Source organism: Shewanella submarina, from assembly GCF_042646185.1.
Lineage (GTDB): Bacteria > Pseudomonadota > Gammaproteobacteria > Enterobacterales > Shewanellaceae > Shewanella > Shewanella corallii.
This window is the reverse complement of record NZ_JBHRTD010000018.1, coordinates 439,590-458,154: the sequence shown is the minus strand read 5'-3', so window position 1 is coordinate 458,154 and position 18,565 is coordinate 439,590. Positions and strand designations below refer to the sequence as shown.

Annotated in this window: 13 protein-coding genes; 7 read left to right on the top strand and 6 right to left on the bottom strand. The window is 51.2% G+C overall.

The window, feature by feature from the left end; genetic code table 11:
- Window positions 1-183: 183 nt before the first annotated feature.
- Entirely contained in the window at window positions 184-888 is a 705-nt protein-coding gene (locus ACFOE0_RS19015; RefSeq protein ID WP_248934175.1) for a DUF3581 domain-containing protein, read from the bottom strand.
- Window positions 889-1,261: 373 nt separating this feature from the next.
- Here ACFOE0_RS19015 and ACFOE0_RS19010 point away from each other — a divergent pair, with 373 nt between their 5' ends.
- From ACFOE0_RS19010 to ACFOE0_RS18995, 4 genes are all read left to right on the top strand, one after another.
- The gene (locus ACFOE0_RS19010; RefSeq protein ID WP_248934174.1) at window positions 1,262-3,448 is read left to right on the top strand and encodes a TonB-dependent receptor family protein; all 2,187 of its coding nucleotides are present in this window, start codon (window positions 1,262-1,264) and stop codon (window positions 3,446-3,448) included.
- A gap of 195 nt (window positions 3,449-3,643) precedes the next feature.
- Window positions 3,644-5,050, top strand: coding sequence for an EAL domain-containing protein (locus ACFOE0_RS19005; protein ID WP_248934173.1), 1,407 nt, complete (start codon window positions 3,644-3,646; stop codon window positions 5,048-5,050).
- A gap of 329 nt (window positions 5,051-5,379) precedes the next feature.
- Entirely contained in the window at window positions 5,380-6,888 is a 1,509-nt protein-coding gene (locus ACFOE0_RS19000; protein ID WP_248934172.1) for an EAL domain-containing protein, read from the top strand.
- Window positions 6,885-7,421, top strand: coding sequence for a DUF6942 family protein (locus ACFOE0_RS18995; protein ID WP_248934171.1), 537 nt, complete (start codon window positions 6,885-6,887; stop codon window positions 7,419-7,421). The genes ACFOE0_RS19000 and ACFOE0_RS18995 overlap by 4 nt, the downstream gene beginning before the upstream one ends.
- A 66-nt stretch (window positions 7,422-7,487) precedes the next feature.
- On the opposite strand, the gene mrcB is transcribed toward ACFOE0_RS18995, so the two are convergent.
- The 3 genes from mrcB to ACFOE0_RS18980 all read right to left on the bottom strand — a co-directional run bounded on the left by mrcB (window position 7,488) and on the right by ACFOE0_RS18980 (window position 14,663).
- On the bottom strand, window positions 7,488-9,845 hold the full coding sequence (gene mrcB, locus ACFOE0_RS18990; protein ID WP_248934170.1) for a penicillin-binding protein 1B: 2,358 nt from the start codon (window positions 9,843-9,845) through the stop codon (window positions 7,488-7,490).
- Between the two features lie 36 nt (window positions 9,846-9,881).
- Window positions 9,882-12,395: an ATP-dependent helicase HrpB gene (gene hrpB / locus ACFOE0_RS18985; protein WP_248934169.1), complete on the bottom strand. Its 2,514-nt coding sequence runs from the start codon at window positions 12,393-12,395 to the stop codon at window positions 9,882-9,884.
- Window positions 12,396-12,470: 75 nt separating this feature from the next.
- The gene (locus ACFOE0_RS18980) at window positions 12,471-14,663 is read right to left on the bottom strand and encodes a putative bifunctional diguanylate cyclase/phosphodiesterase (RefSeq protein WP_248934168.1); all 2,193 of its coding nucleotides are present in this window, start codon (window positions 14,661-14,663) and stop codon (window positions 12,471-12,473) included.
- Window positions 14,664-14,749: 86 nt separating this feature from the next.
- Between ACFOE0_RS18980 and thpR the strand changes: the two genes are divergently transcribed.
- Entirely contained in the window at window positions 14,750-15,262 is a 513-nt protein-coding gene (gene thpR, locus ACFOE0_RS18975) for an RNA 2',3'-cyclic phosphodiesterase (protein WP_248934167.1), read from the top strand.
- Here the strand turns inward: thpR and ACFOE0_RS18970 are convergent.
- Both ACFOE0_RS18970 and pepB read right to left on the bottom strand, forming a co-directional pair.
- Entirely contained in the window at window positions 15,234-15,728 is a 495-nt protein-coding gene (locus ACFOE0_RS18970; protein ID WP_248934166.1) for a GNAT family N-acetyltransferase, read from the bottom strand. The genes thpR and ACFOE0_RS18970 overlap by 29 nt on opposite strands.
- A gap of 74 nt (window positions 15,729-15,802) precedes the next feature.
- Window positions 15,803-17,080, bottom strand: coding sequence for an aminopeptidase PepB (gene pepB, locus ACFOE0_RS18965; protein ID WP_248934165.1), 1,278 nt, complete (start codon window positions 17,078-17,080; stop codon window positions 15,803-15,805).
- A 134-nt stretch (window positions 17,081-17,214) separates the two neighbouring features.
- Between pepB and sfsA the strand changes: the two genes are divergently transcribed.
- Together sfsA and dksA are read left to right on the top strand one after the other, a co-directional pair.
- The gene (gene sfsA, locus ACFOE0_RS18960; protein WP_248934164.1) at window positions 17,215-17,919 is read left to right on the top strand and encodes a DNA/RNA nuclease SfsA; all 705 of its coding nucleotides are present in this window, start codon (window positions 17,215-17,217) and stop codon (window positions 17,917-17,919) included.
- A gap of 161 nt (window positions 17,920-18,080) precedes the next feature.
- Complete coding sequence (gene dksA, locus ACFOE0_RS18955) at window positions 18,081-18,524, top strand: RNA polymerase-binding protein DksA (RefSeq protein WP_115139041.1); 444 nt, start codon at window positions 18,081-18,083, stop codon at window positions 18,522-18,524.
- Window positions 18,525-18,565: the final 41 nt, after the last annotated feature.

Sequence of the window (18,565 nt, the reverse complement as noted above, 5' to 3'; positions counted from 1 at the left end):
CAAACATTGGCAGGCCTTAGCTGCCAGCGCCAAATAGAAGCTCAGGAATATCAAACCCACTAAGGTAATAGAAAGGGAAGATCGGCGCAATCAGAGGGAAAAGAGGCGCTTACAAGATAGGCAGAAAGTTGGAAAACCAGACTGTGTTTACAGTCCGGCTACAGGATAGGCTATCAATACTGCTCAGCTGGCTTTTAGTGCTGCACGCTCATCGTACTGGCGGCACATATCTGCCACTTTATCCTCTTCCAGAGGACGAAGGCCACTGAGTACCAGAGTTTTACGACCTGTCCCCACCTGACGGCCATCACTGGTCAGCTTAAACTCCAGGGTGGCATCACCGCGCTTGCCATCAATCTCCAGAGTTTTGGATACCAGCTCCAGTTCTACCTGACAGAAATCAGTGTCAGTCAGCTCAACACTCATGCTGTCGTATATCACCAGAGGACGAGCCGGATTAATCATCACCTGATGTTCCTGCATCAAAGGCACTACCACATGGGTGAAGTTAAGGCCCGAAAAGGCGACATAGCCGCGTACGAAAGACTCTATCTGTTCAGGGCAATGACTGGCATTACCGGATTGAGTCACCTTCAGATAGGTCTTGTCACGACTGTCAGTGATAGCCAAAGCCTCCCGGGTATCAGGAAACTGCAGGCATACGCCAGAGCCCACCATACCCTCAAAGCTGAAATGCATTTTTTCGTGCAGACCATATTTGCTTACCGCCATTGCAAACAGGAGATCGCCGGGAACACAGAAACGCTTGGCACCTTCATCATGGATAGGATTGAAATCACCGGCAATATCCTTGGCAAACGCACTGGCCTGAGCAGGGGTAATCTCCACACCCGCAGAGGTCTCACTGAAAAACGGCTTTAAAAACATAAACACTGCACCCGAGCAAAAGTTATTTTATCGATAAGCGGCGCACAGTCTAACCGCAAACCTCAAAACAACTCACCCGATGACTTGGCATAGACGGGCAAAACGCCACTGGACGGATGAGTTACTGTGACACAAGAGCCAATCAAGCTTCTCTTTTTTGTTTTTCTCCGCCACAGAAATCACCAAAGCTTGCCCGTTTTGCCAACCAAACAGATACAGATGTAGTGATCAAGAGCACATTTTTTACCCCTTCGAACCAAGCCGGCAACAAAATCAGCGCCACACTGTTTACAACAGGGAAACAATACATATAATGCAAACCATTATCATTTGCGCTTAGTATAATATTCTAAATATAGATCACGGAGAGGTTATGTCTGTCTACAAGAAGTTACCCCTGAGTATGGTTGCCACCGCCCTGATGGGTGCGTTATCCGCACCGGCAATTGCCGATGACAAGGAAGCCAGTGTTATCGACACCATCACTATCTTTGGCAGCAAGAACCCTCTTGATGCAACTCCAGGCAGTGCCTATGAGATCTCACAGGCTGAACTGGATAACTTCAAATACACAGACATAATGCGCACTCTGTCTACCGTGCCTGGCGTTTATATTCAGGAAGAGGATGGCTATGGTCTGCGCCCTAACATAGGTATGCGCGGTACAGGTCAAAACCGTTCAGAGAAAATTACCGTAATGGAAGATGGTGTGATTGCTGCGCCCGCTCCTTACGCTTCACCTGCCGCTTACTACTTCCCAACTCCGGGCCGTATGGAAAGCATTGAAGTTCTGAAAGGTTCCTCCACTATCAAATATGGCCCACGCACCACTGGTGGTGTCGTTAACCTGCTGTCCCGTCAAATTCCTGAAGAGGAGATGGCAGGCAAAGTGGATGTGGCACTGGGCCAGGATGGATTCGGCAAACTGCACGCCTATGGTGGTGGCCAGGGTGAGCAAGTCGGTGCTGTTGCCGAAGTATTCCGCTATCAGGCTGACGGGTTCCGCGATATCAATCATATTGGTGGAGACACCGGCTTTGATAAAACCGATGCTCTGGCTAAAGTTCGATTCTCCTCCGCCAAGGATGCGCGCTTCGACCAGGAGCTTGAAATCAAACTCAAGTATTCTGAAGAGACCTCTAACGAAACCTATATGGGTCTGACTGCTGCAGATTACGCCAGCTCTCCATACAGCCGTTACAGTGCTTCTGCCAAAGACCAAATGAACACTGAGCACAAGCAGATCCAGCTAACCCATGCGATCGATTTGAGCTCTGACGTGACTCTGGGCACTATCGCTTACTACAACGACTTCCACCGCAACTGGTATAAGACCTCCAAGGTAAACGGTCTTAGCCTGAGCAAAGGTGGTATAGATGCCGCAGCCGCATTCGATGCGACCCCAGGCAGCGATCCACTGAATGTGGATATTAAAGCCAATAACCGCAGCTACCTGTCACAGGGTATCCAGACCGAACTGAATGTTTTCCTCGGCGATCACGAGCTGGCATTTGGTGCCCGTCTGCATGAAGACGAGATGGACAGATATCAGTGGGTCGATAAGTTCCAACTGGACTCCAGCTATCAGTGGAGCCTCAACGAAGCCGGTGTTCCTGGCACTGACTCCAACCGTATCGACAGCGCCAATGCTCTTGCTCTGTATGTACAGGACAAGTTCACCCTGGGTGATGTCAGCATTCTGGCTGGCCTGCGCTACGAAGATATCGAAACCCGTCGTGAAGACTGGGGCAAAAATGACCCGGCTCGCCTCGGTACACCCGGCAAAGACGTGAAAAACAGCTTCGACGCCCTGCTGCCTGCGCTGGCAGCCACCTGGCAGCTGAACGATGACCTGTTGCTGCTTGCCGGCGTACAGAAAGGCTTTGCTCCTGCCGCTCCGGGTAATGCTGACAAAGATATTGAAGAAAGCTGGAACTATGAGTTTGGCGGTCGCTACAACGCCGGAGAGTTTAGTCTTGAAGCTGTCGCGTTTTACAGTGATTACAGCAACATGCATGGCAACTGTACTGCAGCTCAGGGATGTGACGATGAAAACCTGGATAACCAGTACAACGCCGGTGAAGTAGATGTAAAAGGTCTGGAGCTAAGTTCCGGTTATGATTTCAATGCAGGTGGTAACATCACCTTCCCGGTGAAACTCTCCTACACCTATACCAAGGCTGAGTTTGCTAATGATTTCAGCTCTGACTTTGATACCTGGGGTGACGTAGAGAAAGGTTATGAACTGCCTTATCTGCCGGAAAACCAGCTGTATCTGGCAGTGGGCGCCAAGGCAGAAGCCTGGGAGCTGACACTCGCTGGCCGCTATACCAGCGATATCCGCACCAAGGCTGGTGAAGGCAGCATCCCGAACGATGAGTTGATTGAATCCAAAACCGTTGTCGACCTGTCTGCCCGCTACTATATCGGTGAAAATCAGGAAATTTACCTCTTAGGTGAAAACCTGTTTGACGAGACCTATATGACTACCCGCGTCCATGGCTCTATCTTCTCAGGTAAGCCACGCAGCTTTGTTGTTGGTTACTCGCTGCAGTTCTAAGCAAGATTACAGTTTAGCCCGGCGGATTCCTCGCCGGGCTAAACTGAAAAATCCCCATATCCAAAACAGGAGGAATCACATAAACTAACGCTTCAACACGTTAGTTTTCCCTTTATTTAGACAAGTCATCAACATATTACCGTGCCATCCTTCCCTCTTACGTTCCGATATATTGTTTTCGTTTTGGCACCTTTCTTGGTTCTACAATTCGCCGCACCCCAGCTTTCTCAATTTAAGTTCAATCAATTACAACAAAGCAAAGCTGATGAAATCATTGAGCGTGTGCAGCATAACAACGAACGTCTGTTGGAAATTATGCAGTGCCTGGAAAATCGACTGCACTTCACCTGTGACCAACATGACAAACAACTGCTGCAAGAAGCGTTTCTAAACAGTCATGTACCCAGAGTCATTGGGGTTAAAACACCAAAGGGTGGGATCTGCACTTCTATGGGCAGGAGTTTTATACCGGAATTCAAAGATCTTGAGAGTTATTACAACTCATCTGGTGATGAGGTTCTGGTAGGCAAGTTTAATAAAGAAACCATTGTGTATACCCCGACGTCAAAGGGCGACATCTTTGTCCTGCTCAACTCCAGGGGCAGCCCATTTGTGGCCAATCGCCCCTGCGACGGATGTTTCCTGTTCGAGATACATCTGGATAACCATGGAGAACTTACCGTCGTTGGGGAGCCTGAGCTAAAGAAGGAACTTCTGGCAACCGAACTGAGATATAACTTCTCCAAGATGCAAATGCACCTGCATATCTGGGCTGGCAATAATCTTCACGCTTACACCACAAGTTGGGCCTACACAGTCACATTGGTCGCAGGAGTGATTCTCAGTTTACTGAGTCTCACATCCATACTACTGTGGCAGCACTACCACAGCTCTCCGGAAACCCTGCTGAAGCAGGCGATTGCCAACCGCGAGTTCAAACCCGCCTTTCAAAAGGTTGTCAACGCAGTTAACGGACAAACTGTAGGCTATGAGGCCCTGCTCAGATGGCACCACAGGGGGAAGGTCATTCCTCCAACGGCATTTATTGAGGTCGCAGAAAAGTCCGGGCTGATTATGCCCATTACAGGGCAACTGTTAGAGAACGTATTAAAAGAGATGGCAAATTTACCCAAGGGGCAATGGGTAACAATCAACATAGTTGCAGCTCACCTGGAAACTGACAGTCTGGTCAACACTCTGGCTGCTATGGGATGGCCAATGCCACGACAACTCATGTTTGAGCTGACCGAACGCCAACAAATCCAGGATGTTCCGGCAGCCAAACTCAACATGGAGTTACTACTCAGCCACGGCTACAGCGTCAAAATTGATGACTTTGGTACCGGGTTTGGCGGTATGGCCAGTCTGCAACAGCTGAATATTGACGCCATAAAAATCGATAAGATGTTCGTTGATACTATTGGGACGGACGATCTTAAGGCTGGAGTCCTGGAGTCTTTAATTAGATTCGGTCACGACTATCATCTTGAAATGATTGCCGAGGGAGTTGAAACCCAGGAGCAAGCCGACTTTCTGATTGCCCATGGTGTATATATGCATCAGGGGTATCTTTACGGTAAGCCGCAGACCACTCCCAACTGACCCCGCCCCTCCAGGTGTAACGCTTCAGGCACTGCCCAACTCGATACTGCGAGCCCCTCTACCGCCACTTGGTGACGCAGCAGCAAGTGAGATTGTCAATGGTGGTCTTTTCTCACTTTTCACTTTTCACTTTTCACTTTTCACTTTTCACTTTTCACTTTTCACTTTTCACTTTTCACTTTTCACTTTTCACTTCCAGGAAAAACTACAGGTCATGGGACTGATATGTAAGTCAAAATATTGATACCCAAGGTGACATTAATCACATAAAATCGTCTGACCGAATGTTATGCTATTTTTTCGCTAACTAATTGATTAACGGGAGCCAAGTGTCCTCTTTACCTCTCACCTTCCGTTACTTTCTGGTATCACTGTTACCTTTTCTGGCGTTTCAACTCTGCGCGCCCTATCTCATCGAATACAAGTTTGAACAATTACTGCACGACAAAGCGATAGAGACTCTGGAACGAATTGACGCCAATTCACGCAAACTGGACAATGCAGTCGCAGAACTCCGCCAACGTATGAACTTTCAGTGCGATGCCTACGATCAAGAGCTATTGCAAAAAGCCTTCCAGGGTAGCCACATCATCCGGGTGATAGGGTTAATTACCAATGACGGTCTTACCTGTTCCTCCCTTGGAGATGGCTTTGTCCCAAAGTTTGAGAAATTGGAAACCATTAATCATGACGATGGTGACAAGGTTCAAGTTGGGCGTTACCTGACAGAAACCACAATCAATTTCACCGGCCCCAGGGGCACGCTGTTTATGTTACTCAGCTCCAAAGGTAGCCCCTTTGTTGTCGATCGCCCCTGTGAGGACTGTTTTTATCTGGAGATTGACCTCAACGGTTTTGGCAACCTGAGTATCGCCGGTCCCTTGGCTATTAAAACTGATCTCCTGGCTAAAGAGGTCAGAATCGCATCCTCAACTACCAAGAGCCATGTGCATGCCTGGGGAGGCAATCAGTTACATGCCCACACCAGTAGCTGGGCCTATCAAAGAACCATGGGCGCTGGTCTTATTCTCAGTCTGTTGACCTATATCAGCCTGCTACTGTGGCAACAGCACACCAGTTCATTGGAGAACCTGCTGAGACAGGCAATATCATTGAATGAGCTAAAGCCTGTCTATCAGGCTATTGTCGATGCGAGGGATGGCAAAGTCCTTGGATATGAAGCCTTACTGCGTTGGATGCATAAGGGCGAGACGATAGCTCCCGGGGTATTTATTGATATCGCAGAAAGCACAGGTTTAATTATGCCAATTACCGAACAGCTGGTCGGTAATGTACTTAAAGATATGGACAATCTGCCGTCGGATCAGTGGATCACCCTGAATATCGTTGCTGCCCACCTGGAATCAGACAGTCTAACCAGCCAACTGGCTGCACTTGGTTGGCCCAAAGGAGAACAGCTGATGTTTGAGTTAACCGAACGACAGCAGATAAAAGACATCCCGGCAGCACGCCGCAACATAGACCTATTGTTGAGTCATGGCTACAGCATCAAAATAGATGACTTTGGTACGGGCTTTGGTGGTATGGCCAGCCTGCAGCAGCTCAATATCAACTGCATTAAAATCGACAAGATGTTTGTGGATACCATAGGCACAGATGACCTGAAGGCAGGCGTACTGGACTCAATGATCAAGTTTGGCCACGACTATAAACTGCAGATGATCGCCGAAGGAGTGGAAACCCGCGAACAGTCGGACTTTTTGCTAGCCAGAGGCGTCTTTCAGCAGCAGGGATATCTTTATGCCATGCCAGATAGCCTGCCTCCAACATCCAATCCTCACTCTGAGGATCTGTTAACGCCTGAGTTATCCGCATGAGTCATCATATTTCAGGGCTTGGGGACGCTGATTTTCAGATTGCAGCCTATATTGAAAATCGTCCTGCCTTTATGAATATGGCTGAGCTTGAACACTGCCAGCCTCTGGTAGACGGTGAGATTTATGCCATTGGCCAGGCCTGTGGCAATGGCTGGCGTAAGGTGTTTAATGTCTATGCCAAGCTGCTGTTTGCCCTGCCCCAGCCGCAATTCAACTACCGCTCTCAAGCGACTGAATGGCAGGGATACAGGGATAAACACCTGTTGCAACAGGGCTGTCAAACCGCCCTGCTGTTCAGCCCTCCGACCCTCAAGCCTGACGACAATCGCCTGCACATCATCATGGGGCGCACCTATGCCAAGCGTTTGGTTAATGAGAGCAAGATAACCGTACCTCTGACCTGGCTTGATAATGAGTTTGCCATCAATGCCGAACACAAGCTGTTCGTCTGCCCCTATTTTGATTACCGCCAACAGTCCAATATCAAGATTGAAAAATTGGTTGAGTTGGTTACAAACGTCTTACGAGACTAAATAAAAAAACAAAGCCAACCATTTCTGGTTGGCTTTTCTGTTTCCAGCTTACTTGATGGGTGGCTCTCAGCCACCCAACAGCTTTTGCCACCACTCCAGTGGTTTGCCACAGTTGCGTGCAGGCTGGTAACTTTCACTCAAGGCTGGCAGTTGCCACACGTTAGCGCAATCTGACTCCATGGCCTGGCCCGTGGTTTTATCAAACCAACCGCGAACCACATTATCCACCGGCGTCATCCTCAGACTGACCGGAGGCCGGTTACCCAGGAAGTTACGATAAACCGCCATGGCGCCACTGGAGCCATACAGGCTGGTCTTGCCGTTATCATCGCGCCCAACCCAGACGGCAGCGACATTACGCTCATCAAACCCGGCGAACCAGGAGTCACGACTGTCATTACTGGTGCCGGTTTTCCCCGCCAGAGTGACGCCCGGGAATGCCTGCCCCAGACGTCTTGCGGTACCCGACTCAACCACCCGGGTCATGGCGTACTGGATCAGATAATCCGGACCTCTGCCCCAGGCCGTGTGACGTGAGCTCTCTGCAGCCTCAATCGGCTGATTATTTTCATCCAGTACAGTGGTCACCGCCTTGAGCTGGCGATAACGGCCGCCGTCTGCCAGGGTCTGATAGACCTGGGCTACCATCATAGGTGAACCGTTGACCGCCCCCAGCAACATAGAAGGGTATTCAGGCACACGGTCCGGCCATCCGGCACGATTAAGGGTATGAGCGACATTATCCAGTCCCAACTTCATGCCAAGGTTAACCGTGGGCACGTTCATGGAGCGGCTGAAAGCCTGGATCATGGGCACTTCACCGCTGAATTTCTTATCCACATTCTGTGGCGACCAGGTTTGGCCATTGCCATTGGTCAGGGTAATAGGCTGGTCTGCCAATGGTGTAGCCAGGGTGTATTTGTCCTGCTCCAGCGCGGTCACATAAACAAAGGGTTTGATCAGGGAGCCTATGGGACGGCGGATCTCACCGGCACGGTTAAAGCCCTCGAAGGCTGGGTTTCTGTCCCCCACCATGGCAGCAATACCGGCACCGTACCTGTCAGTGACCACCATCCCCACCTGCAGATCCTTGTTGTTCTTATCCAGCTGTTTCAGGGTATCCCGGACGGCTTTCTCAGCCGCTTCCTGAGCGATAGGATCCAGGGTGGTGTATACCTTGATACCGGATTGCTTCAGCAAACTGCCACCATAACGCTGAGACAGTTCTTTCCTCACCTCAGCAAAGAAAGCAGGCAGCTTTTGGTGCACAGCTCTGTCTTTACTTCTCAGCCCCAATGGTGAGTCGGCTGCGGCAGCATACTGTTGACCTGAAATTTTGCCATTTTCCATCAGCAGCTTAAGCACCAGGTCACGGCGTTCCCGGGCACGATCCTCATAACGCCAGGGATTGTAATAAGAGGGTCCCTTGATAGCAGCGATCAAGAATGCCTGCTGGGACAGAGTCAGTTCACCGATTGGACGACCGAAATAGAACTGGGAGGCCAGTCCCATACCATGAACGGCACGGGCGCCATCCTGTCCCATATAAACCTCGTTCAGGTAGGCTTCCAGGATCTCCTGCTTGCTGTATCTGGCATCAATAATAATGGCCATCAGGGCTTCACGGATTTTACGTTCCAGAGAGCGCTCACTGGACAGGAAGAAGTTCTTGGCCAGCTGCTGAGTCAGGGTAGAGCCCCCCTGCACAGTCCGCCCGGCACTGATATTGACAATCAGCGCCCTGAGAATGGCCAGCGGGCTGACACCATGGTGTTCAAAAAACTGTCGGTCTTCGGTCAGCAACAATGCATCCACCAGAGTCGAAGGCATCTCAGCGGTAGGGACGAACAGTCTGTCTTCGCCGTCGGTGGCAATAATCCTATCCAGCAGCACAGGCTCCATATGCACCACTGCCAGCTCTCTGTTATCACTTATCCGCCATACTCTGCTGACCCCCTGATGATCAAACTCCACCATCACCCGCTGTTCCGCCTGCTTACCATCAGGATGCAGGAAGGGACGACGCCAGATATCCACCTTGGTACTGGATGCAGAGAACTCTCCAACCTGGCGGGGATTGGCAACCTTGCGATAGCCAAGCAGTTTAAGCTCGGCTATCAGTTGGTGATGGTTAACTGCAGCGCCGGGGTACAGCGCCATAGAGCGGCTGAACACCTGAGCAGGCAAATACCACTTCTGGCCTTCAAATTTGCGGGCAATAATCTGGTCCAGATAGATACAGTAACTCGCCACCAGCACAGTCATGGCCACAACCAACTTCCAACTGATAGACCAGATGGTGCGCCATACCGAAGTTTTGGCCGCGGCTTTGGCAGTCCCTTTACTCTTACGCCCCGCAGCAGATGTTTTACGTCCAGCTGTCGTGCCGGTCTTTTTAGCGGGTTTATCTGTGGTTTTCGTCATAATACCTTGCTGTCAGTGATTGCAGTTGGCCGTGGCTCAGGCCTTATTCTGACTATATTTCTTGGTGTGTTTGGTCGGTATGGTGTTTACCGGGTCATCCGGCCACACATGCTTGGGGTAGCGTCCCCGCATCTCTTTTTTCACATCCACATAGGGGCCGGCCCAGAAACTGGCGAGATCTGAGGTCAGCGCCAACGGCCGACGAGCCGGTGACAATAGCTCCATGGTCACTTTAAGTTTGCCATTCAGCAGTTGCGGACTGTCCTCCATGCCGAAAGCTTCCTGCAACCGAACACTCAGCAAAGCTCTGCCATCCACCTCATAACGGACAGGCGCATGAGTTCCGGTGGCCAAAGGCCAACGGCAAGGCAATATCTGCTTGAGGCGCTGCTGTAACTCCCACGGCAAAGCATTGGTCAGCATCTCTTTGCAATTCAGCTTTCCGAGCTGCGCCAGGGTCGAGACATTATCCAGATAAGGTGCCAGCCAGTCACTCAGATGGGCCACCAAAGCAAGTTCACTGAAGTCCGGCCAATCAAAGCCGGCATCATACTCCCTTGCCAACTGCACCCTGGTACAAAACTGCTGAACATCTTCGTTGAAATCCAGCAATTGTAATCCTTTACGTTCGACCAATCCCAGCATGGCGGACTTAATCATATCCCGGTCGATATTCTGCAAACGGGAGGACTTGAGTGTAATGCTGCCCAACCGGGTGCATCGCTGGGCCGACACCCTGCCACTTTGCTCATCGAAGCTGCACTCATCCATCTCTTGCACCAGAAATGCCAAAGGCCCGTTAAGCCACTCAGGATCAAAAGCAGAAGCGAGGTAAACACGGCCTGAGCTGCGGCCTTCAGACTGTTGAAAGTCAGCCACGACAAGATATTCCTGATGCGCCAGACTGGACTCAGGAGCCAGGTTAACGCCTGTGCCATTGGCCAACTGGAATCCATCGATACCGCGACGTTTGGCGATCCGGTCCGGATAAGCGAGCGCCAACAGCAAACCAATATCTTTTAGATGTGCCTGACCAGCAACTGTTGTGAGTGTTTCCTGCCTGCCAAACTGTTTCAGCCAGCGGTTTGCCTGCGCCGCCAATTGACCTTTACAGGCCAGCTGCAGGTAGTTACTGATATCTTCACCCCGGCGTGGCAGACCCCGTCCTTCCAAAACCGCAGCCAACATACAGGCCAGGGGCAGCAAATATTGATCAGCCAACTCAGTTTCCAGCGTTTTTGCTTTAAGTAGCATATGGGCCAGTCTGGGATGACTGCCCAGCTCATAGGCCTCTCTGCCGTGAGCCGTCAGCTTGTGTTCGATATCCACCAATTGCAGTGACTTCAACAGGTCCCAGGCCTGAGCTTCATTGGCTGCCGGCGGCGGGGTCATCAGGCTGAGTTCATCAATACGGCGTGCCCCCCAATTGGCACAATCCAGCGCCATGGAGAGCAGATCTGTATGCAGTATTTCAGCATCTTCCGCCTTGGGCTGGCGGTCAAACTCATCCTGACTCCAGAGGCGCAAACTATAACCGGGTGCCAGACGTCCGGCACGGCCACTGCGCTGAATCGAAGATGCCTGACTGATACGCTTGAGGGATAGTCGGGACGTGCCGGTTTTAGGGTTAAAACCTGCGTGACGTTTGTAGCCCGAGTCCACCACCATGGAGATGCCATGTATGGTCAAACTGGACTCAGCCACATTGGTCGACAGCACCACTTTAATCCTGCCGTCCTCCAGAGGTGCGACTGCGGCATCCTGTTCCTTGCCCGTCAGCTCGCCATAGAGGGGGAAAATGCCATATTTATCGCTGGCCAAACGCTGCTGGAGAAACGCCTGCAGCTTTAGGATTTCACCTTTCCCCGGCAGGAAAGCCAATACTCCATTGTGTTCGTTGTTGGCGACTGCTTGCGGCAGGGACTGCAGCAAACTCACCAATTCCTGCCCCATATGGGCAATCCAATCCTGCTGGGCTTTGGGGGCGCGGTAACAAACCTCTACCGGGAAACTGCGACCTTCGCTTTCCAGCAAAGGAGCATCCGGCATCAGAGTTTCCAGCGGTAAGCCGGAAAGTGTCGCCGACATCGCCAGAATCCTGAGGTCATCCCTGAGGGAAGCCTGAACCTCAAGCGCCAACGCCAGCGAGAGGTCGGTAGTCAGGTGCCTTTCATGAATTTCATCAAAAATAATCAGGCCAATGCCGTCCAGCTCAGGATCCTGCTGGATCATCCGGGTCAACACGCCTTCGGTCACCACCTCCAGCCGGGTCTGCTTACTGACACGGCTTTCACCACGAACACGATACCCTACTTCCTGGCCAACGTTTTGCCCACGCTGAGCCGCCACAAAATGAGCCACACTGCGGGCTGCAACCCGGCGGGGCTCCAGCATTATGATGCGTCCGTTGATCTCCGGCCAGTCCAGCATAGCCAGAGGTAGAGCCGTGGATTTACCTGCGCCGGTAGGTGCCTGCAGTATGACTTGATTGGCGTGACTGAAGGCATTTCTTAATGGAGTGAAAAGTTGTTGAATTGGCAGTTGATTCAAGGGTGAACATCATAAAGGCGCTGAAAAGTAGCGCCAGTTTACTAAGGAAGACACTGGCAAGTCCAACCTGCGCCCTCAGGCACTGATGTTCCTGTCTCCCTGACCAAGGCTGTTTTCCAGCTCATGCAGAGGACAAGGCTTGGACACTGCGTAGCCCTGCACATAATCCACACCAATCGCGCCGAGCAGTTCACTGATCTCCTGGTTTTCAACAAATTCAGCAATGGTTTGAAAATGCATGTCCCGGGAGAGTTGGCAAATCGCGTTCACAATCGCCTTATCTTTGGCATTGGCACAAACCTGGCGAACAAACTGGCCATCAATTTTGACAAAATCCACATCCAACTCTTTCAGATAGGCAAAACTGGAGAACCCGGAGCCAAAATCATCCAGCGCCAGCTTACAACCAAGAGGTTTGAGCAGGTCAATCAGGGCAGTCGCCAGCTCTATCTGGCTGACGGCGGCGGTTTCGGTTATCTCGAAGCAGAGTCTGTCCACCAATTGCGGCTCACTCATCAATCTGAGTTCAAGCCAGGTCATAAACTCCTGATCCTGAAGCGAGGTAGCCGACAGGTTCACCGAAACCAGCGCCAACTGCTGCCAGATATCCGGGTTGGCCGTAGCCCAGTTCAGCAGGTTGTCGACCACCCAGTGATCAACTTTAGATGCCAGGTTGTACTGCTCCGCAGCCGGTAAAAACAATGCCGGTGACAACATCTCACCGTTCTCTCTTGGCAGGCGCAGTAATATTTCCAGATGCAGTCCGGACTCATCCTGCAACAGCGGAGCAATAGTCTGAAAATAGAGTTCAAACTGGTTTTCGGCCAGGGCGCCGACAATATCTACCGATGCCAGCATTTCACTGAACAGGCGATTCATTCGCTGATCTGATGCGTTGTAAAACTGCCAGCCATTACGGCCTTCATTTTTCGCCAGCCGACAGGCAACGTCGGCCTGGGTCATCACGCTGTAGATATCCTGAGCATCCTGCGCCAACATAGCCAACCCCATACTGGCCGTGATTCTGTGCTGGCGTCCTTCCCATTCAAACTCATGGGACTCGACCTGCTGGCAAATACGTTTTGCTATGGTCTTGGCGGATTCGGGATTGCAGTAATGCATCAAGATGCCAAACTCATCGCCACCCAATCTGGCCACTATATCCCCTTTCCGCACCAGCTGTTTCAGACGCATCGCGATTTGACACAGGAGCTTGTCACCGGCGATATGGTCGCTGATATTGTTGATCACCTGAAACTGGTCAAGATCCAAAAAGGCAATGCATACAGGCACCTGCTCATCACGACTAAGCAGCTTTTCCAGCATGGCTTCAAAATGCAGTCGATTGGGCAAGCCGGTCAAAGTATCGTAATTGGCATGAAACGACAGCTCATCAGCCAGCCTGTGCTGCTCACTGACATCTTCCGCCATAATCACCAGATTATCGCTGTCCTGCATACGGCTGAAGTTGAGTTTCAACCAGTGACGTGTATTTTGCCTCGCCACAATAGGCAGTTCGCACCAGGCCTGAGATAACCTGCCCTCCCGCACAATCTGGATTGTATCCCTCAACACTTCGTGCTTTTCCTCACTGACCAACTCGTAAATGGAGTGTTCCTCAGTCAGCGGCATATTCATTCTGGCCACATGGTTGAGCATGGTAAGCCTGTCACTGGCATCCAGTACACCACAGGCCAGGGGTAATTGATTAAACAGCTCTTGATAACGGCGCTCACTTTGCAGCAGGGCTCTGGCAATACGGGTCAGCTCCATCGCTGCACCAATCAGAGCCTGGGCGTGCTGCAGCTCAGATATAAAGCTGTCATCCCACTGCCTGGGTTGCTCATAGTTGACTGCCCCCACCGCTATTCGGGTTTCACCAAACACCAGTGGGGGAAGCACCAACAGACTTTTTACTCTTTGCTCCCGCAGGAACTGTTTCTCCTGCCTGGCATCTGCTGGTAACTCATTAATGTCAGGAAAATTCAGCAGCTTTGGAGTTCTGATCTGGCGACGAAAGAAAGGCATGCGCGCCAGCGGCCAGTCCTTGTTGGACGCCATCCCGGCGCCAGCCTTCACGTATAGATTGCGGGGGCGGATCCCTTTGCCGGAAAAATCTGAGCTGAGAACAAAGACTCCACCACAATGTAACTGCTGAGTGATGGCAATCAGCGCTCTGTCTACATTCTGCTCCAGAGTCACCAAAGGTGCATCGCTGAAAATATCGACCAGGGCTTGCTGCAGAGGAGTACTGTTTACTGCGGGCATGTAGGCATTTCCTTTGTCCCTCCAGAATAATCATTTATAAGGATAGAATAAGATTTTCAGCAGATAGCCCTGATTTAGCGATTTAAATGAAACGACTTTTTCTTGGATTCGCGCCTTCTGAAGCACAAACGCAGACACTGCAACAGCTACAGCAGAATTGTGCCCCCTGGGGACAACCTGTTCCTCAGGCAAACCTGCATATGACGCTGGCTTTTTTCGGTATGCTCGACCTGCGGCAGGAAGCGATATTGAAAAATGCTGTCGGGGAGATGGACAGACTGCAATTCAACGTGACTCTGGATACCTTAAGTCACTGGCCCGGGCCCAGAATTCTCTGCCTGAGCGGTAAGACCATGGATTCCGGCCTGCAAGCTATGGCCTCCACTACCCAGGATCTGGTCAAAGCGCTGGGGCTGACTGCCAGTGAGCACAGTTACACTCCTCATATCACCCTGAGCCGTAAGGCCAGAGGTTTACCCCCGGAGATCTCAGCCTCCCCCATCATATTGGAGCCAACTGAACTGCACCTTTACCACTCTCACAACCCGGGTAGTGGAGTGCAATACGACATTATTCAGAGCTGGCCGTTGTCGCATTAAGCGATTTACTCATTCTCACGCTGGCCAGGGATACACCTTTGGGAGAGTGATACACGGATGCCTGCTCGCGCTCTGCACCGCCGTAACCGCAAGAGCGATAAAAAGGAGCGGCGTTTAATGTTGCTTCCAATCCAAGCTCTGTAAACCCTTTGCTTATCGCTATCCCTTCCAGGTGCCTGACCATTGCTCGCCCCACACCTTTGCCCATAGCTGCAGGTTTGACAAATATCGCTTCCAGCAAGCTGTTTTCTTCGTCCAGAAAACCTGTGGCGACATACTCATTGTCCAGCCTGATCAGATAGAAGTGCTGCTCGACGACCTCCTTAAACCATTCAGGCATGTCACCCGAAACCCATCTCTCAAGATCCTCCTGCGAATAGTGCCCCCGACATCCATAAAGAATGGCTTCTCTTCTTAGTTCATAACAGCAAAGCGCATCCTCTCTGGACGCTTTGATAATCTCCATATTTCCCTCCGACTTATTTGAAACCATAAAAAAACCGCCGATAAACGGCGGTTTCTGTGTTGGCTTAAGCGCTATCAGTCTTTAATCAGCTCAGCCACAGTCAACACGCCGTGCGCAGTTGCGCCGGCGCTCCACATGGGGCCTGCAGTATCTTCAAAAGAGGAAGCGATATCCATATGCAGCCACTGTGCATCCGGGCTGACAAAGCGAGACAGGAAGGCAGCCGCATTGGAAGCACCACCCGGACCGCCGCCTTTTACCGCACGGCTATTGGCGGTATCAGCATAAGCTGATGGACAAGCTTCCAGATGCCAGGGATCCAGCGGCAATGGCCAAACCCGCTCACCCACAGAAGATGCTTTTGTACGGGCCAGTTCAAGCACTTCAGGCTGAGGAGAGAATACCGCGTTGTACATCTTACCGACAGCCATCAGCGCAGCACCGGTCAGTGTGGCGGCATCAATAATCAAAGGTGCACCGGATTCACTGGCAGCCTGCAAGCCATCAGCCAATACCAGACGGCCTTCAGCATCAGTATTCACCACTTCAACTGTGACACCATTTTTGTAGGTCAGAATGTCACCCAGCTTGTAGGCATGACCACTGATCAGGTTCTCCGCACAACACAGATACAACTTAACCCGCTTGTTCAGGCCCTGATGAATAGCCAGGCCCAATGCAGCGGTCACTGTGGCTGCACCGCCCATGTCGCACTTCATGCCCAGCATGCCTTCTGAAGACTTGATGCTGTAGCCACCGGAATCAAAGGTAATGCCCTTACCTACCAGGGCAGCAGAGACAGGTGCATCTTCACCCAGCGGGTTGTAGTCCAGCTCCAGCAGCACAGGAGGGCGCTCACTGCCGCGTCCTACAGCATGGATACCCACCCATTGTTCTGCCAGCAGGGCTTCACCTTCCACAATACGATAGCTGATATGGTCGTTGGCCAAATCCTGTAACCAGTGCGCCGCCGTCAGCGCCAGCTTCACAGGAGACAAGTTCTCAGGGGTTTCGTTAATCAACTGGCGGGCAAAATTGGCACAGGTCAGTCGCTGAGTCAGGGTTTGCTGAGTTTGCTCATCACCACACCAGTGCAGTTCATAATCCATTTTCGGGTCAACAAACCCCTGGGCAAAGGCCCATTGAGAGTCGAGATCCCACAAATCTCCGCCTAACTGGATACGGTTAACCCCCAGGCTGCGAAGCTTGCGCGCCGCCTTTTGGATTTGCAGTAATGGCAGTGAAGCAGAAATATGAATAAAAGCGGAGCTTCCGGCAAAGGTTACATCAGCTTTTCCCCAGCTGGCCTGGGGTGCTTCTTCGGTCAGGTTGACCAGCATAAGTTCCGTCATCGAGATTCCTTGTTGCTTCTTGGGATACAGTTTTCCTCCAGTGTACATCTCCCCCAGTAACGAACCAAGTCGAAGGATTGACTGAAATCAGTATCTTGTTAGCCTGTAGCCTTTTCATTTCCGGGAACGAATCCATGCAATTTTCACCACCACTGGAACAGGGCAAACTGCTGAAACGCTACAAGCGATTTCTTGCCGATGTGCAATTGGCCGATGGCAGCGAGATCACTATTCACTGCCCCAACACAGGCTCGATGAAAAACTGCCTGTTTCCCGGTGAAACTGTCTGGTTCTCCCGCTCCGACAACCCCAAGCGTAAATACCCCTGTACCTGGGAAATCATGCAAACTCCGGATAATGAGCTTATCGGCATTAATACCGGGCGGGCCAATGCCCTTGCAGAGGAAGCAATACAGGCAGGTGTAATTGCTGAGCTTGCCGGATACGCAAAACTGTCGCGGGAAGTCAGATATGGTGAAGAAAACAGTCGGATAGATATTCTGTTAACTGATAAAGATAAAGCAGATTGTTATATAGAAATAAAAAGCTGCACGTTAAAAGAAGATGATTGCGGCTATTTCCCGGATGCAGTGACCACCAGAGGACAGAAACATCTGCGGGAGTTAATGCAAATGGTCGCTCAGGGCAAACGCGCCGTATTGCTGTTTATTGTGCAACATACCGGCATATATAAGGTGGCACCGGCAGCGCATATCGATCCAGCCTACGCCGAACTTTGTAAGCAGGCGGTGGATGCGGGGGTTGAGGTTCTGGCATACCGTGTTGACCTGACAGAGAGTTGCAGCGAAATACGCTTTCCGTGCGATGTACTGCTATAAATTTGCAGCATAAAATTTGAAATTCCAGTAATTAGCGGACATAGTCAAAGAATTCATTCATGCAAATGAGAAAGATTTGCCTAGGTGGGTTCTTTCTGATATAGATAGCGGCCGTTCTGATTTAGACGCCCTACAACGCAATTGATGACAGGAGATGCGTTATGCCTGAAGGCACTAAAAAACTTGGCGTTCTCGCTATCGCAGGTGTAGATCCGTACCAGGAAAAACCTGGCGAGGAGTACATGAACGAGCTGCAACTGGCTCACTTCAAGAAGATACTGGAAGCCTGGCGTAATCAGCTGCGTGAAGAAGTGGATCGTACCGTTAACCACATGCAGGATGAAGCCGCAAACTTCCCTGATCCAGTTGACCGTGCAGCTCAGGAAGAGGAGTTCAGTCTGGAACTGCGTGCCCGTGACCGCGAGCGTAAGCTGATTAAAAAGATTGAGAAGACACTGCAGAATATTGAAGACGATGATTTCGGCTTCTGTGACTCTTGCGGTATTGAAATCGGCATCCGTCGCCTTGAAGCGCGACCAACCGCCGACCTTTGTATCGACTGCAAAACTCTGGCAGAGATCAAAGAAAAGCAGATGGCGGGCTAATGCCTGCCTCAGGTGCGGGTTTGTGCCCGCCCTGGCTGCGT

Excerpts from the sequence above, each read along its gene's own strand:
- ACFOE0_RS19015 (WP_248934175.1), bottom strand. The coding sequence starts at position 888 with ATGTTTTTAAAGCCGTTTTTCAGTGAGACCTCTGCGGGTGTGGAGATT.
- ACFOE0_RS19010 (WP_248934174.1), top strand. The coding sequence starts at position 1,262 with ATGTCTGTCTACAAGAAGTTACCCCTGAGTATGGTTGCCACCGCCCTG.
- ACFOE0_RS18995 (WP_248934171.1), top strand. The coding sequence starts at position 6,885 with ATGAGTCATCATATTTCAGGGCTTGGGGACGCTGATTTTCAGATTGCA.
- mrcB (WP_248934170.1), bottom strand. The coding sequence starts at position 9,845 with ATGACGAAAACCACAGATAAACCCGCTAAAAAGACCGGCACGACAGCT.
- ACFOE0_RS18980 (WP_248934168.1), bottom strand. The coding sequence starts at position 14,663 with ATGCCCGCAGTAAACAGTACTCCTCTGCAGCAAGCCCTGGTCGATATT.
- thpR (WP_248934167.1), top strand. The coding sequence starts at position 14,750 with ATGAAACGACTTTTTCTTGGATTCGCGCCTTCTGAAGCACAAACGCAG.
- ACFOE0_RS18970 (WP_248934166.1), bottom strand. The coding sequence starts at position 15,728 with ATGGAGATTATCAAAGCGTCCAGAGAGGATGCGCTTTGCTGTTATGAA.
- pepB (WP_248934165.1), bottom strand. The coding sequence starts at position 17,080 with ATGACGGAACTTATGCTGGTCAACCTGACCGAAGAAGCACCCCAGGCC.
- sfsA (WP_248934164.1), top strand. The coding sequence starts at position 17,215 with ATGCAATTTTCACCACCACTGGAACAGGGCAAACTGCTGAAACGCTAC.
- dksA (WP_115139041.1), top strand. The coding sequence starts at position 18,081 with ATGCCTGAAGGCACTAAAAAACTTGGCGTTCTCGCTATCGCAGGTGTA.